A 15,695-nucleotide genomic window follows, 5' to 3' on the forward strand; every position below is an offset into this window, starting at 1 on the left:
GGTGGGCGGTTTCAGAAATCGGAACGCCCGGCGCTGAAGTCAAAAAGTTTTTCCGTGAGTTTGAGACGGTCGGCAAATTGATCGGGAGAACGCCGGAACGTGTTGGGCGTGACGCCGTGGAACTCCTTGAAGAGGCGAATGAAGTAGTTCGTGCTGCGAAATCCGCTTTCTCTGGCGACGTCGGAGATGTTGAAGTTGGGATTCAGCAGGGCGGCGCGCGCCTCCCGCATCCGCAGAGCGATCAGAAACCGGCGCGGCCCCATGCCGAACTGGCGCCGGAACAGCTGGTGGATCAAACTGACGCTGGCATTGCTCCTGCGGGCGATTTCCGTAATGGAGAGATCTTCTGCGTAATGATGAAGCATCTCCGCCAGCGCCTGCCGGAGGGCCGGGTGCATGTCGATGCAGCGGGCGCGCGCGGCTTCCAGCCGTTCGATGCGCAGCCACGCTGCCGCGAGCAGATGGGAGGCCTCTTGAAACTCATGTTCCCGGCACAGCTCATAGATCTCGGTGAGCCAGCGGGCGATGTGAGTCTCCTCCTGCAGCCGGATGCTCCGCAAGGTGAAGTCGGCCGTTCCGGAAAAATCTTCAAACACCGTGTAGTAGGTTTCGCAATCTGTGGAGTTGTCATATTGAATATGCCGCAATCCGGGGGGAAGGATGAGCAGCATATCGGGGACGCAATGAAAATGCTCACCGCTTTCCACTCTGGTTTCGCAGCTTCCCCGGGTGAACAGGACCACTTCAGCGCCCCGGTGGGAGTGCATCGGCCGCGGAACGTTGTCCACAAATTCATAATGACCGGAGTGGGAGATCAGAAATGAGACATCGGGGGAAGGTGATCCCTCCGGTTGTGGAAAGAGTACATCCATGATGCGTTTCCCCTTTCAGGCTGTGTTCTGCAACTTTCGGAGGAGAATATACGTTAAAACGTTCTTTGTCTCAATGGCAAAATGTTGATTTGTGCTGTTTTTTTGTGATTTTTTCTCATGAATTTCAATTGTTTCCCGATGCAGTCGCCTGTATACTATACCCGGTCCGGCAGAAAACTGTTTAAAGAATTCGGAAGGGAATGAAGCGATGATTGCGGGATGCGGAGAAGAGGTCCTTTGTGCGGCGGACCGGCAGGCGCGGCTGATGTTGCGCGGCGTGAGGCCGGCGGAGGCCGTTCTGGATACGGATACTTTCAATGAGATGGATGATCAGTTCGCGCTGGTATTCGCTTTGCTTTCTCCGGAACTGCTTCACCTGCGGGCCGTAACCGCCGCGCCGTTTTTCAACGAACTCTCCTCCGGACCGGCCGACGGGATGGAAAAGAGTTATCAGGAGATCTGCCGCATCCTTGCGCTCACCGGAGCTCCGCAGTCACTGGCGTACCGCGGCTCCGTCTCCTATCTGCCGGACAGAGACACACCGGTGGAGTCTCCCGCCGCCCGGCGCATTGTGGAACTTGCCCGCGAGGCGAAGCGGGCCGGGCGGGTCCTGCACATTCTGGCGATTGCCGCGTTGACCAATGTGGCGTCCGCCTTGCTGCTCGCACCGGAAATCGCGGCAAGCTGCGTGATCGTCTGGCTGGGCGGCAATCCGCCGGACTGGCCGGATTGCGGTGAATTCAACCTCAAGCAGGACATCGCCGCGGTGCAGGTGGTGTTTGACTCCGGAACTCCGCTGATCCATATTCCGTGTGTCCATGGCGCGGAAACGCTCCTTACGACACTGGCGGAACTGGAGGAGCATTGCGCCCCGTTCGGCAGAATCGGGGCCGGGTTGTACGAGGTGGCAAAACGTTTCATGAACCGGCAGGGGAGCCGGATTATCTGGGACATTTCAACCGTCGGGATTTTTGCCGCTCCGGAGGCGTACACCTCGGAACTGCGACCGATTCTGAAACTCGGGGATGACGGGCGCTGGCGGCGGGAGCCGGGACGGCCGTTCTGCCGGTTTGTCTGCCGCATCAATCGCGACCCGGTGTTCCGCATTCTGTTCGGGAAGATTGCTGCGGCGGCTCTTGCTGATCACCAGGGCCGGTTCGGAGAAAAAGTTCATTTCCCGGCGTAAGATACGGCGTGGCAGGCCGGAAGGTCGGCAATTTTTGGGTGAGAAATAAAATTTGACCGCCCCTTCTGTTGCATTTGTTGAAAATAGAGGTATATTGTTGGAACTTTTCACTGCAACAGAAAGGATTGCCGTATGTTGAGACGATGGATGCTTGGGGCCGCGCTGCTGTGCTGTGCGGTCGGGGTGCGGGCGCAGGAACTGAAGGTGCTGACCATCGGGAACAGTTTCGCCGACAGCGTCTTCGAGTTTCTGCCGAAAATCGTGAAATCGGTGCCGGACTGCCAGCTGGTGCTGGAGCGGGCCAACATCGGCGGCTGCACGCTGGAACGCCATTGGCGCGAGGTGCTCAAGTCGGAAAAGGATCCGGAGTACAAACCCTATTACGGCAAGTTCAATCTCCGCGAAAAACTCACTTCGAAGAAGTGGGATATCGTCACGCTTCAGCAGGCGAGCCACCAGAGTTTCCGGCCGGAGAGTTATCAGCCGTGGTTCAAGAATCTTTATGAGTATGTGCGCAAATATGCGCCGCAGGCGGAGATCGTCATTCAGATGACCTGGTCCTACCGCCCCGACCACCCCGGATTCGGCAAGTGGTGCTGCAAGGACTACAAGGAGATGTATGAAAAGCTCTTCGCCAGCTACGTCAAGACGGCGAAGGAGTTCAATTGCCGGATCATTCCCTCCGGATTCGCGGTGCAGATGGCGCGGGCGGAGCAGCCGGTGAAGTTCCAGCAGAGTTACACGGCGGAGGATATCAGGAAAGCGGTCCGTCCGAACCGGCTCCCCGAGCCGCAGGGCGCTTTCATCGGCAACAACTACTGGCGCAAGGACAAAAAGGGGAACTGGAAGTTGAATGTCGATTACATCCACCTCAATGAGCGCGGCCGGTATCTGCAGTCGTGCGTCTGGTTTGCCGAACTCTTCGGGCGCAAGACCTCCGAGATCAAATTCGTTCCGAAAGGGCTGAGCGCGGAAGAGGCGCAGTTCCTCCGGAACATCGCCCAAAAGGCGGTGAACGAGTTCCAGCAGGTCAATACAAAGAAGTAACCGTGTGCTGAAATTCCGCACATGCGGAATGTGCGGCAGCCAAAAAAAACGCCCGTCCTCCCGGTATCGGAGGGACGGGCGTTCTGCTGTTGGGTTCAGTTGTAGGTGTTGCGCAGATCGTTGACGGCAAGCGTCTTCTGCAGCTCCTTCAACGAGGTTTTCCGTTTTGGGGTAAACTCCAGTTCCACCGGAACACCCGGGAGCAGCGTCACGCTGTTGTCGCTGAAGATACCGGGAATTCCGGGCGTATCCAGCGTGACGAAGAATGCGGGCTTGTCGGTGGTGAGGCGGCAGAAATAATGACCGTCCTTCTCTTCGACCTGGACCTGGAGAGCCGCTTTGTGCAGATCGCACCGTTTGAAGGGGGAGAAGAAAAAGGTGTTCTCATGCCGGAAGCGTCTGCCTTCGGCCGTTTCCGCGACGGTGACCAGCTCGATGAAGCAGGCGTCGGGATCGAGATCGGCCAGTTCGGAAGCTTTGAAGCTTTTGAGCCGGCGGTTTTCGTTCGGGCGGAGCGAAGCGGAGAGGTCGAAGCGGCGGAGCTCATTCCCGTCGAAGTCGTACGCCACGGCGGTCACGGTTGCGGCGGTTTTGACCGGCAGATCGCTCACCAGATGGAGCTGCAGCACCTTCGCCTCATCCTGGTAGAGAACGCCGATGACCGGGGCGAAGAACCGTTTTGCATGGTACTGAAGCTGTTTCCACTTTCCGCCGTATTCGATGCTCGCCCAGGAGGCGACCGGCCAGTTGTCATTGAGTTGCCAGAAGATGGTTCCCATGCAGCGCGGCTTGAGGCTCCGCCAGAATTCGACGCCGGTCTTGATCGCCAGCGCCTGCTGCACCTGCGACAGATAGAGGAAGTTTTCGAAACTCTCCGGCATGCGGAAGTATTTGCCGAACATGCCGATGATCGGCGCATTGCCGCGGACGCATTTCTGGTGGTGATCCATCACCGGCGAGAAGACGTTGAACTGTTCCGGCGGGCAGAAGCGTTTGACCGTCTCAAACGACGGGAAGGACTGGTAGCCGAACTCCGAACAGAAACGCGGTTTGACCGAGTAATAGGCACTGAACTCCCTGCCACCGTGCCAAACCTCCCAGTAGTGCATGTCTCCGCAGGAGTCGTCGTGCCAGCCGTCATTGAAGTTGTTGGGGCCGCCGCAGGGGGAGCTCGGCCAGAACAACCGGTCCGGATCGAAGGTTTCGACCATCCGGGCGAGCTCCCGGTTGAGACGGTCGTAGTGGATGGTGTTGACGAGACGTTTGTCTTCTCCGTACCAGCGGGTGGCGCCGATCACCTCGTTGTCGCCGCACCAGAGGGCGAGGCAGGGGTGATGACGGAGGCGGCGGATCTGGAAGTTCAGTTCCTGCCGGACATTCTCGATAAACTCCTCGTTGGAGGGGTAGAGGCTGCAGGCGAACATCATATCCTGCCAGATCAGCAACCCTTTGCGGTCGCAGAGGCGGTAGAATTCCTCGGATTCATACTGGCCGCCGCCCCAGACGCGGAGCATGTTCATATTGGCGAGCCGGGCGGATTCGAGCAGATCGTCGAGCACTGCCGGTGTCACCCGGGCGGGCATCGCGTCGGCGGGAATCCAGTCGGCCCCCTTGCAGAAGACATCGAATCCGTTGACGCGGAAATACATGGAAACGCCGTATTCGTCGGGCTGGTTGACGACCTCCAGCGTCCGCAGCCCGATCTCCTGTTCGACGGTTTCGTCATCGGTCGAGACGGTGAGCAAATAGAGTGAAGCTTCTCCGAGGCCGTTGGGCCACCAGAGTTTGGGATTGTCAACCACGAAGAGCGCCTTGACCCGGTTTTCACCTTTTTTCAGCGAGGCGGTGACGGTTTTCGTTTCGCCGTTGAAGGTGAAGGTGACGGTTTTGCGGCCGGAACGCAGTGCGGAAAGTTCCGCGACGGCGGTGACGGTGACGCGCTTCTTCTCATGCTTCTGTTCAGTGTGGACATAGTCGATCCGGGCAAGGTTGACGCCGGTGAGGGTGAGCGGCGCATAGACGCCGGTGACCATCAGCGTGATGCCCCAGTCCCAGCCGCCGTGGCAGTGGACTTTGCGGATCAGATTGAGGTGTTCCACCTTGGAGCATCCGTTCATCGGGATTTCCCGTTTCTGGCGGAGCGCCTCTTTTTTCGCTTCAAGTTCCGCGGATTTGAAGTGAATCCGGATGACGTTACGCCCGGGTTTGAGCGCCGGTTTCACCTCCGGGCGGTAGCGGCGGAACATGTTGTTGCCGGTGAGCACCCGGTGGCCGTTGATGAAGATGGTTCCGAAGGTGTCGAGCTGTTCGACGTTGAGGTAGACGCTGTCGTATTCGAGCAGGGAAGTCGGAACGTCGAACTCCCGTTCAAACTCCCACTCATATTTGCGGAACTCCTGCACGAGGGTTTCGTTGCAGCCGAAATAGGGGTCGGGAATCGCTCCCGCTGCCAGCAGTGCGGAGTAGTTGTCTCCGGGCAGTTGCGCCGGGATGGTCCGCCCATGTTCCCAATCCGCACTTTTCAGCGACCATTCGCCGCTCAAATCGATGAAATTTTCCATTTTTGCTTAGTTCCTGCAAAATTCATGTTGTCCTGGTTTTTCATAGAATATATTGGCCGGTGAGGCAAAATCAAGGGGAGAGCGGAGCGATTGTTTGCAACAAAAATAGAATTTATGCAAAAAATGTAAAAATCAATTGCAAACGGATTGTTTCACGCTATATTGAGGAGGAAAAGGAGACGATGAAATGGCACATCCCACACAGAAGGAGATTGCCGCGCGGACCGGTTTTTCGATTGCGACGGTGTCGCGGGCGCTGGCGGGGTCGCCGCTCATTTCCGCCCGGACCCGCCGCGAAGTGATGGCCTGCGCCCGGGAAACCGGTTACCGGGATGAAGTGTGCCGCGAAGTGGCGGTCATCATGCCGGATATCCCTTACGGCGCCTATTTCGGGACACTGCTGCATCAGCTGCAGGAGGAGCTGCGGCGGAATCGCTTCGTGCCGGTGATCTTCTCCACGCTGGAACTGCATGTGCTGGAGAAGATGCCGTTCTGCGGCGCGATTTCGCTTCTGGCGCACAACGGACTGGAGGCCTACTGGGGGGCGCGGCATACGATTCCGCTGGTGTGCATCAACACCCGGCCGCGCCATCTGGACGGCATTTTCACGGTCGGTTCGAACGACGTGCAGGGGATGAGGCGTGCCGTCGGTCATCTGATTCAGCTCGGCCATCGCCGGATCGGGCGGCTGGGCGGGGGGTATTCGTTCGGCGACCGCACCAACTGGAACAGCTATGCCCGCGATCTGGCCTTTCGCGATCTGATGGCCGAACATGGACTCCCGGCGGAGTTGCGGGTTGCGGTCGAGGCGCAGAGCGTCCCCGAGGCGGTCCGTCAGTTGCTCGACATGGGAGTGACCGCGATGATTCTGCTCAACGAGGGGATGGAGCTGGAGGCGATGCACGCGCTCCGGCTGTTGAATGTCCGGGTGCCGGAAATGCTTTCGGTGGTCGGCTGGTCGAGTGATGCGGTGGCCCCCTTTCTCGAACCGTCGCTCACCAATCTCGAGCAGAACTACACGGAGCTGGTCCGTTGCGGCTGTGAAATCTTTCAAAAACTGCTCAACGGGGAGCCGGTGGCGGGCGATGTTCTGGTGGATTACCGGTTCCGGGTCCGTTCCAGCACCGCTCCGCCGCCGGGGGCGTGACGCTCAGCGTTTCTCCGGATAGAGGATCTCGAAGAACGGAGTGCCGTACTGCAGCTTCGCGGTGTCGAGTTCCAGTTTCATACCGTCCGCCGTCTGGCGGACCGGGAGTTGTTCCGCCCGGCTGCCGTCGAGGTGGAGGGCGTAGACGGCGGGGGGCGTCGCGTGCCGGTTGGCCAGCGAAATGGTCAGCTTCCCGGTGCGCATCAGGAGGGGTGCGCCGCCGAGGGCGAGCAGCCGCTTGCCGTCCTTCGTGGTGGCCATGCCGCAGTTGACTGCGTCGGTGGCGAAGATCAGAAGAAGCCGGTTCGCGTCGGAGAGTGTTTTTTCTGCTTCGAGCGAAACGAGCGTGACCGAGGCGGGAACCGAACAATTTTCAATCCGGACCGCTCCTGCGGTGACCGGCCGGTTCTCTTTGAGGACCGCTCCGGCGAGCCGTGGCGTGACCACGCGGAGCGTGCCGCGGTCCGGTTCGAAGAGGAGTTCGCCGGTGTCGCTTTCGAGGATGGTTCCCTTTTCATCGGTCCGGTTCGTTTTCGGCAGGACCCCCTGTTTCCGCAGACGACGGATCATGTCGGCGTAGATGGCGGGGCGGTCGCGCCGGGCGTCGGAGGTGACCGCCTCCACGCTGGTGCCGTAGGCGCGGGAGAAGATCTGCGGAGTGAGCGAGAGGTTCGGCGAAACGTTCCCCACCGGGTCCAGTGGTTTCACTCCGGTGGCGCGGACGCCGATCCGGGTGAGGAAGCCGAGCATGGTGTACTCGGCAGCCAGCGCGTCGAGCCGATGGGCTGAGCGGAGGATTTCCGGCGTGACGGTAAACTCCACCGAATGCGGGCTTTCGGCGACGTCGCCGCGCAGGAAAGCAAAGGCGCTCACCGCGTCGCTCGCCCGGAAAATAGGATCATAGAAGTCGGCATAGTTGTGTGGTGCGACCGGGCGGAAATTCAGTTCGGGAAGCAGATTGCCGTGCGGCAGCAGCAAGCTGATTCCGTTCAGCGTCGCATAGCCGGAGAAGAAGAGCCCCATTTCGTGTCGGTAGGGATTGGGGGCGCAGTCTGCATATTCTGTGACAAGTACTGGTCGATTGAGGCTCTGTTTGGCGAGAATTCGGGCAAGGTAATGCCCATTGCTTCGCAGAGAACTTCTGATGTTGCGATAAACCTCTTTTGCTCCATGAGTGGTCTGGACCGGATAGCCGGGAACGCTTTTCGCCGGAAGCGGCAACCCGGCATGGCCATGGTAGGTGTGGAGGGTGGAGACTTCGAGAAGTTCCCGCCCGGGGGCGTCGATCATGCGCATGTAGAGGTCCCAGTTGGTGAGCAGGGCTTTGCAGCCGGTGGAGCGGACGACGCCGTGGTAGAAGCGGGTCAGCTCCTGAATCTTTTTCTGCATGAACTCGCCCGCTTTGCGTCCGGCGGGAGTGTCGCTTTTGAGGAGTTGTTCCGAAAGTTTTGGCGCACCAGGGCCGTAGAACTTCTCCCACTCCGGCGTGAAAGCCGATAGGTAACTCGGGGAGACGCGGAAGTCCTGTTCGTTCATGAAGAGCAGAAAAGCCAGAACAGGATCATCGGCATAGCGCCTGCCGTTGACGGTGTTGACCCGGTTCAGCAGATACTTCACCCCTTCGGCCCAGTTGCGCCGGAAGGTTTCGTTGACGTAGAGCTGGGCGTGGAACTGTTTCCCCAATAGATCTTTTCCGACCCAGTGACCGGACTGAAGTGCGTCAGTCCAGCCGCAGTAACTGCTCATCAGATCCCAGAAGACGTAAATTCCGTTCTTGGATAGTTCCGCCAGCGCATAATCAAAAGCTCTGAGTTTTTGTTCGTCGAAGTACTCCCTGAATTCCTCCTGTGACTGTGGAATCATCTTCGCCTGGTCGATGGTAACTCCAAAGCGGCGATATTTATTTTTTGCATAGACCGGGCCATGAAAACGAACCAGATTGATTCCCAGTTGTTTCAGCTGTTTGATATCATTGGCGATTTTTTGGGGATCAGGCACAAATTGCATGACGGCACTGCGGAACCGCAAAGGATGGGTTGGATTTTTCCTTACGGCACATTTCCCTTCGTTTTTGATGATGATGCGATCCTCTTTCCCAATCGGCGGGAACGCTGCGATTTGAGAGAAATCAAGGGCGCTTCCTGCCTTGGGAAGACGAACGGCATGATTCATTTCAAGTGGCTTCCAATCGCGTGACGGGTAGTAATTGACGATTTGCCCTTCCTGCGGCCGGATGCCGTTCCGGTCCTCGAAAAGGCGGGGTGCTTCCAGTTGAGCCGAGTCCATATTGAAACTCAGAGTGAACCGCAGTTCGTCGGTGTCATCCGGAACAAACGGAATTTGTATACGGGAAAATTCTTTTTCAAAGCGGTTTCGGTTCCCGAAGGGGAAACGGAGTCGGCGGTTTGCCGAAAGAGTGAAGAAGCTTCCGTTGCGGCTGGATCCGGAGACAGAGAAAAGATAAACCTTTCCCGGTTTCAGCACTCCGGCGGGGACGGAACAGGAGAAAGAGCTGCCGGCAGGAACCGTGAAGAGAGGGCGACCATTCGGGGAGCTTTTTTCTGCTTTTCGGGCTGGTTGCAGTTCTTCCAGAGACCATGTTTTGCACGGTTGCGGTGGGGTGCCTAGCGGGATGATTGTGAGATGGGGGATACCGTACATTTTTCCATTGAAGCCGTTGTGAGGCGGGATGTTCACCACGCCTGCCGGGAAGTCTTTCCGATAGACGATATCGGCGCTCATGACCCCATGACCGCTGTGTCCCCAGTTGAATACCTCGCGGGCTTTTTCCCAGCCGGGGGGAATTGTAGGCTTTCCCCGTCGATGGACCGCAATATAAACGGTTGCAGGCTTATCGATTGTAAAACTGTAACCCATACCAGGAGCGTAAGCGTTGTCCCGGGGAGCTGCGATAAAAAGTGCTTTTTCGAATGTCTCCGGAGCCTGAACGACAATGTTGCCCATAATCATTCGGATGGGGTTCCTTTGAACTCGCAACTCAGGAGACGAGAGATTGGTCACTCTGATAGTTTCAGAGGCAGAAGTCATATTTATACACGACAGTAAACAAAGTATAACGATATAGAAATATTTCATGATCATTCCTGACTATCTGGCCTGGTTTCCAATCCAGCCAAGCTGTTGTGTAAAACTGTATATGGTAGGGAGAGCATATTCGTTGCTTTTTTCCCGCCAGGTGTATATTCCCTGTACATAATGGTCGGCAAATGATTGTGGTTGCAGAGCCGCTACATGTCCGTCCAGCATAGCCGCATTCATTCTCTCGCCGTGACGGGCATGGGCTCTGCCTTGAGAATAGTAGTAGTCGCTAATTCGAATGCCAGCTCCAATACTCCACTGCTGTATGACATCTCCGTAGATTCGAAGGGAATCAAAAAAGATTGGTGCAGCCGGTTTCCATTTTTTGCTGCGTAAATTAAGAAAATAAGCTTTAGAATCTCCTGTGATATCCATCTCAACATTTCCATCCCATCCCCAGCTTTTTGCGGGAAAGGAGTAAAGGATCGCGTAACCTTCCCGGGAATATGCTTTTTCGACCCCTTTGGTTGTGGTGAGCTTCACGCTGGGGCAGAAGGAGACCGGGTCGGTAATATAACGTAATTTTTCAAGGTATTCCCGGTAGGACTGGTTGGCGTCAAAGCGTACAATAAGCTGGTCTGCGTAATCGGTCGCATAGAGCTGGGCGCCCGACATGCACTGCTTGAGATTGCTGATGCAGCGGACACCCTGTCCCCGTTCCCGCGCCTTGTTCAGAGCGGGCAGCAGCATCGCCGCCAGAATCGCGATGATGGCGATCACCACGAGGAGTTCGATAAGGGTAAAATTTCGTGTAATTCTGCGATGACAAGATGCGTTACTTCGCTGCTTCATAAGAAAACTCCTGTGTCAGTTGTGAACTGGGAATGCGCATGGAAACCACCGAATTGCCGGCGTCTTCCGTCCGGCGGTGCAGATAGGTGACGGCGACGACCGTGCCGTCCGGCAGAAGTTCCAGACCGGGATACCCGCAGTCAAACTGGAATTTCGGTTCGGCCGGGGCGTGGTGAAGCAGCTTCAGCTGAAGTTCCCCCGGGGTGCCGTTCTTCAGATCCTCCCAGCGGCCGACCCAGCCGCAGAAGTGACCGAAGCCTGCGGTATCGGGAGCGACGTTGCGGAAGACCGCGAGAATCTGGCCGTCCGGCAGATAACGGGCGATGTGGCGGTCTCCCCGCAAGCCCTCCGGCAGCGGGCGCGGCGCACTCCAGGTTGCCCCGTGATCGCGGGAGAAGATCACCATCGAGGGATACTCCCGGTTGTTCGCCCGGAGCAGACAGGCCCACTCCCGCCCGTCGGGGGAGGGGAGCACCCAAGGTTCGCACAAGTTCGCCTCCGTGAGGTGGGTGACCGGTTCGGGGGGAGTCCAGCTCAGCCCGTTGTCGCAGGAGTAAGAACGGATGATCCGGTTGCTGAGTGGCTCTGCACTCTCCGGATCGCGGGCATTGGTCAGCCCGACCAGCCGCCCGTCTCCGATCGGCAGAATCGCGGTCCACGGCATGACCGAAACGATGTCGCCGCCGCAGGGCTTCATCGGGGTCCAGTGATTCCCTCCGTCCTCGGAGAGCGAATAGACCATCCGGCGGCTCTCCGGCTTCTGCGCGTAGACCACCAGCCGGAGCGGCGCTTCCGGTGTCGGCAGATGCCAGATGGTCGGGCAGTTGACATGGTCGCGCCAGTTTGCCGGTGTCGGCAGAAGTCCGCTCCAGCTCCGGCCGCCGTCGGTGCTCTTTTTCAAGGGGCCGCAGGGGCCGCCGTGGCCGATGGTCCAGACGCAGAAGAGCGTCTTCCCATCCGGCATCAGCACGGTGGTCGGATGGCCCTGATAGGTGGTTCTGCCATCGGAAATGATGGTTTGCATCTCCGTATGACTTGATAAATCTAGAAGCGGAGGAAGCATGGATTCCCTTTCATAACAGTTTGAAAATTTAGGTTCTCTGCTTATATTATACGATAATCGATGCCGGTTGCAAAGAGTAGAATTCTGATAAAAATGATAAAAAAATGACAAACAGCGAAAGTATCGCATTTTTCCGGGGGAAAATCGCCCTTGCCGCCGCCGCTACGCGGGAGCATCCGCGTGTCCTGCTCTGTCGAACTTTTCCGCAGCAGGTGCATCCCCGGATCACCCGGACCTTTTTTCTGCGGCTGGTGCTGGTTCTCTCCGGCAACCGCCTCTGCCGGTATGGGGATGGGAAACAGCTTGTCGACCGCCGGATCGTGCCGGGCGACGTCCTGCTGGTCGAACCGCGCGCTGACCTCTGGAACGAGGAGGAGGGGGAGTACGAGCTCTTCTCGGTGGTGGTGAGCTACAACTTCATCCGGCTCGTCTCCAAGAGGCGCCGGGCAGGGGATCCCGTGCGATATGACCCGGATGCGGTGCTCCATTGCGGTGCGGCCTCCCGCGACTCCCTCGAAGAGCTTCTGCACGCACTTGCCGCGCTCGTCGACATCGGCAACGGGGAAACCGCCGGCGACATTCTGAACGCGGTCTGGAGCCTCGTCCGATTCGCGCTGGAGGCTCCCGGCGAACAGCCCGGCAACGCGTCGCACCGGATGCTCGAAGAGGCGCTCGACTATCTCGAGCGACATCTGGGGGAAGCGGTCACCTGTGCGGAGGTCGGCCGTCATCTGCGGGTGAGCGGCAACTACGTCTCCCAGCTCTTCGCCCGGCACATGCACTGCGGTTTTTCCGAATATCTGACCGGCCAGCGGCTGGAACTCGCCCGCCGCCTGCTGCTGCAGTCGGATATGAATGTCGGGGAGATCGCCTCCTGCTGCGGCTTCCGGCAGGCGAACTACTTCATCCGGGTCTTTCGCGGGCGCTTTCACTGCACCCCGCTGCATTACCGGATGAATGCGGCCGCCCGGCGGGGGGTGGATGAGGAGGAACGGCGTTTTTTCGGCAATAAATTTGCCCGCTGACTTTAAAAAAACAGAATGTGGCGCTATCTTATGAACATGATGAAAATGATCGTAAAAAAACACTGGTTGTGCGTCGCCGCGGCGTCGCTGTTTCTCGCCGGGTGCGGCAAAGAGCATCCGGCGCCGCCCACCGAACGCAATGAGCTGGTCATCCGCTTCTTCGACAGCATGAAGAACCACGATGCCGCCGCCGCGTCCGAACAGGGCAGAAAGCTTCAGGCGATGGATTCCGGCAACGATTACGTGGCGAAGCTGGTCACCATTCAACAGAGCAATCTCTATGTGGACCGGGCGCAGAAAGCGCTCAACGCCGGCGATGTCACCGGCGCCATTGCCGCGCTGGAGGATGGGCTGAAACTTTATCCGCTCAATCACTCCCTGTCTCAACTGAGGAACCGGTTGAGGATCCTGAAGCAGGCCCCGGGGCTGATCCAGGCGATGCGCAGTGCCGAAAGTTCGGCGGCGAAGAGCGCGGCCCTTTCGGCGGCCACTACCACGCTGGCCGGGAATATGACGCCGGAGCTGACCGCCTATTTCGACGCCTATCGCGCCGGCATCGCCGCTCAGGCGGAGCAGGAACGCAACAAGGCCGTTTCGGAGCCGTCGGTCCCCGCGCCGAAAGCGCCGGCTGTTTCCGAACCCGCCGCGCCGGGGAAGAACCCGGCCGCGCGGTGACGCCATGTGGCGGAGAGGCGTTGCGGCTCTCGTTTTCTCCTTTGCCGTAGTTTCCGCCGGAGAGCCCGGCGGCGGAATTTGGGATTTCCTGCCGGAAGTGGTCGCGACCGTCGACGGCAAACCGATTCGCCGCAGTGAGCTTTCGGTCCAACTCCCCCCCGGAGCGGTTCCGGACCGTGCGGCGCTGATTCCGCTGATGCGGCGTGCGATTGAAGCGAAGATCTGTTTCGCCCTGATCGATGAATTGCTCCGCTCCGCCGGAATCGTTCCGAGCCGTGAGCTGGCGCTGGAGTATCTCAAGCAGTTGAATTCCCTGCTGCCGCGGGGAATTCCCGGTACTCCGCCGGAGCGTTTCCCCCAGCTGGCTTCTCAGCCGCAGTTCCAGCTCAACGCGGCGCTTCACCGCTGTTTCGCCCGGATGGCGCCGGACCAGATCAAAGTAACCGATCAGGAAATCGAAACCTTTTACCGCCTGAACCAGCCGCAGTTTCTGCTGCCGGAACAGGTCGACCTCGGAATCATCCAGTTCCCCGCGTCCCGCCCAACGGCGCGGGAGGAGGCCGAGACGGTGCGTTCCCGGTTGCTGCAGGGGGAGGCGTTCGACCGGGTTGCCCGCGAGGTGAATCCGGAGGGCGTCACGCTCGACGCCGGCGCCATTGTCCAGCTGCTCCGCCGGGAACAGCCGGAGTTGAAGGTTAACGGCATCAGCCGTCCGCTTCGGGCCGGGGAATTCTGGGTGGTTGTCAAACTGCGGGGAAAGACAGAACCCGCTTTCGTCCCGCTGGAAACGGTCGCCCCCTACATCCGCGAACAACTCGCCGCCGCCAAAGTCGGGCGTGCATTGGAGCTCTATTTGCGCGAACGGATGCAGAAGATGAAGATTGAATTTCACCTCGAGCCGGTCGCGCCCGGGAGCCCGGCGACGGGCGGTCCGTCGGCCGGTTCCCGGTGAGGAGGCTCAGCGCCAGAGCGCAAGATCGAGCGTCGACTCCATCGCCTTCAGTTTCGGCTTCAGCTGTTCAAACGCCTTGCCCGGTCCCCATGCTTCGATGAGGAAGAGCTCTCCCGCCCCCCAGAAACCGGGGTTGAACGGTACGATCAGCAGCTGGTAGTGAAAATCCTCTTTCCCGACACTCCGCCGGGCGGAAATGCTTTGGGCCTCCAGCCCTTCGGCGGTCCGGATTTTCTGGTTTTCGGTGATGACGTAGTTGTTGGTCTCCGTGAGAGCACGGCGGATGAGCTGCTCCCAGAAGGCGAGTGAGCCGCCGGAAAGATTGTCGCGCCGGGTGAGTCGGATGACGCAGTCATTGGCCGAGACGGCAACCGCTTCGCGTGCTTCTCCGTTGGTTCCAGCATAAACGGTTACGAAATCTGCCGGCAACTCCAGATCGAAGGGGAGGGCGGATTGCCCGTTCACCGGAATCGAGGATTTTCCGGTGGAACTGCCCAGCTGTTTCACCCAGTCGAGCGGAATCACCGGGCCGCTCTGAACCGGGCGGGAGCCGGAGTTCTGGAAGGTGACCGTCAACGTCACGTAATTGATCCGGTTCTCCGCCTGCTTGAGGCGGGTCTGAAGCTGTTCGATTTCCGTGGTGACGCGGGCGAGCTCCTGCTCCACTTTGAGCAGTTCTTCGACCTTGGCGCTCCGCTTGAGCAGTTCGGCAAGGCGGAGCCGCAACTTCTGCAGATTGTCCAGCCGGATGCCGAGGTCGGAAACCTGTTCGGTCAGATCCTCGCCGGTGATGCGGCGCGACAGGACCGTGCCGAGTTTTTCAATCTGATCCACCGCCGTTTCCGCTTTCGCGGCGGGAATCCGGAGCACCACCCGGTAGTTGCTGATGTCCTGTGTATAGCCGCCGCTTTTGCGGACGATCTCCTGCGACTGAGCGAGCGCGGCTCCGGTGTCGTCGACATTGAGCGTGAGCGAGGCGGTGTAGGCCATCTGCCGGCCCGCTTCGCCACGGAACTTCCGGGCCGATGCGCCGGATTCGTAGGAAACCGCTTTGTTCATCGGGGCGGTCTCCGCCAGAACCATCGGTGCGGCGGCCGCTGTCGGAGCGGCACGGTCGGCGACTGCGGTTTTCATGACCACGGCGGAAGGGGCGGAGCATCCGCTCAGAAGCGCGGCGGAGGTCAACCCGAACAGGAATGTGTGATGGTGTTTCATAAGGACAACTCCTCTGATTGCGGTGTTTGTTCCACTATAACCTGTTTCTCTGTTTTTTTCA

13 protein-coding genes are annotated in these 15,695 nt (G+C 58.9%); 7 read left to right on the forward strand and 6 right to left on the reverse strand.

Features of this window, described 5'->3' with window-relative positions; translation table 11 throughout:
* Positions 1-11: 11 nt before the first annotated feature.
* Positions 12-872 (reverse strand): helix-turn-helix domain-containing protein, encoded by an 861-nt coding sequence (locus ACMLHG_RS03785; RefSeq protein ID WP_417169608.1) that lies wholly within the window; start codon positions 870-872, stop codon positions 12-14.
* Between the two features lie 208 nt (positions 873-1,080).
* Between ACMLHG_RS03785 and ACMLHG_RS03790 the strand changes: the two genes are divergently transcribed.
* Positions 1,081-2,058 carry a nucleoside hydrolase gene (locus tag ACMLHG_RS03790; RefSeq protein WP_417169609.1) on the forward strand — a complete coding sequence of 326 codons (978 nt, stop codon included), beginning with the start codon at positions 1,081-1,083 and terminating at the stop codon, positions 2,056-2,058.
* 132 nt (positions 2,059-2,190) lie between these two features.
* Entirely contained in the window at positions 2,191-3,105 is a 915-nt protein-coding gene (locus ACMLHG_RS03795; protein WP_417169610.1) for a DUF4886 domain-containing protein, read from the forward strand.
* A 95-nt stretch (positions 3,106-3,200) separates the two neighbouring features.
* Here the strand turns inward: ACMLHG_RS03795 and ACMLHG_RS03800 are convergent, their stop codons facing one another.
* The gene (locus ACMLHG_RS03800) at positions 3,201-5,666 is read right to left on the reverse strand and encodes a beta-mannosidase (protein ID WP_417169611.1); all 2,466 of its coding nucleotides are present in this window, start codon (positions 5,664-5,666) and stop codon (positions 3,201-3,203) included.
* Between the two features lie 187 nt (positions 5,667-5,853).
* On the opposite strand from ACMLHG_RS03800, the gene ACMLHG_RS03805 reads away from it, so the two are divergent.
* On the forward strand, positions 5,854-6,813 hold the full coding sequence (locus tag ACMLHG_RS03805; RefSeq protein WP_417169612.1) for a LacI family DNA-binding transcriptional regulator: 960 nt from the start codon (positions 5,854-5,856) through the stop codon (positions 6,811-6,813).
* Between the two features lie 3 nt (positions 6,814-6,816).
* Here the strand turns inward: ACMLHG_RS03805 and ACMLHG_RS03810 are convergent, their stop codons facing one another.
* Positions 6,817-8,820: a hypothetical protein gene (locus ACMLHG_RS03810; RefSeq protein ID WP_417169613.1), complete on the reverse strand. Its 2,004-nt coding sequence runs from the start codon at positions 8,818-8,820 to the stop codon at positions 6,817-6,819.
* Positions 8,821-8,844: 24 nt separating this feature from the next.
* Here ACMLHG_RS03810 and ACMLHG_RS03815 point away from each other — a divergent pair, with 24 nt between their 5' ends.
* Entirely contained in the window at positions 8,845-9,009 is a 165-nt protein-coding gene (locus ACMLHG_RS03815; protein ID WP_417169614.1) for a hypothetical protein, read from the forward strand.
* A 912-nt stretch (positions 9,010-9,921) separates the two neighbouring features.
* On the opposite strand, the gene ACMLHG_RS03820 is transcribed toward ACMLHG_RS03815, so the two are convergent.
* Both ACMLHG_RS03820 and ACMLHG_RS03825 read right to left on the reverse strand, forming a co-directional pair.
* Positions 9,922-10,704, reverse strand: coding sequence for a prepilin-type N-terminal cleavage/methylation domain-containing protein (locus ACMLHG_RS03820; RefSeq protein ID WP_295807396.1), 783 nt, complete (start codon positions 10,702-10,704; stop codon positions 9,922-9,924).
* Positions 10,688-11,728 (reverse strand): sialidase family protein, encoded by a 1,041-nt coding sequence (locus ACMLHG_RS03825; protein WP_417169615.1) that lies wholly within the window; start codon positions 11,726-11,728, stop codon positions 10,688-10,690. Before ACMLHG_RS03825 ends, ACMLHG_RS03820 begins: the two co-directional genes overlap by 17 nt.
* Before the next feature lie 143 nt (positions 11,729-11,871).
* On the opposite strand from ACMLHG_RS03825, the gene ACMLHG_RS03830 reads away from it, so the two are divergent.
* The 3 genes from ACMLHG_RS03830 to ACMLHG_RS03840 are packed head-to-tail and all read left to right on the forward strand — an operon-like array spanning position 11,872 to position 14,419.
* Positions 11,872-12,792, forward strand: coding sequence for an AraC family transcriptional regulator (locus tag ACMLHG_RS03830; RefSeq protein ID WP_417169616.1), 921 nt, complete (start codon positions 11,872-11,874; stop codon positions 12,790-12,792).
* A gap of 15 nt (positions 12,793-12,807) precedes the next feature.
* Complete coding sequence (locus ACMLHG_RS03835; protein WP_417169617.1) at positions 12,808-13,467, forward strand: hypothetical protein; 660 nt, start codon at positions 12,808-12,810, stop codon at positions 13,465-13,467.
* 4 nt (positions 13,468-13,471) lie between these two features.
* A complete protein-coding gene (locus ACMLHG_RS03840) occupies positions 13,472-14,419 on the forward strand; it encodes a peptidylprolyl isomerase (RefSeq protein ID WP_294435621.1) in 948 nt (315 codons plus the stop codon).
* Between the two features lie 6 nt (positions 14,420-14,425).
* Here ACMLHG_RS03840 and ACMLHG_RS03845 read toward each other — a convergent pair whose 3' ends face one another.
* A complete protein-coding gene (locus tag ACMLHG_RS03845; protein WP_417169618.1) occupies positions 14,426-15,634 on the reverse strand; it encodes a DUF4349 domain-containing protein in 1,209 nt (402 codons plus the stop codon).
* Between the last annotated feature and the right edge of the window lie 61 nt (positions 15,635-15,695).

Origin of the sequence: Victivallis sp., from assembly GCF_048170485.1 — a bacterium.
Taxonomy (GTDB): domain Bacteria; phylum Verrucomicrobiota; class Lentisphaeria; order Victivallales; family Victivallaceae; genus Victivallis.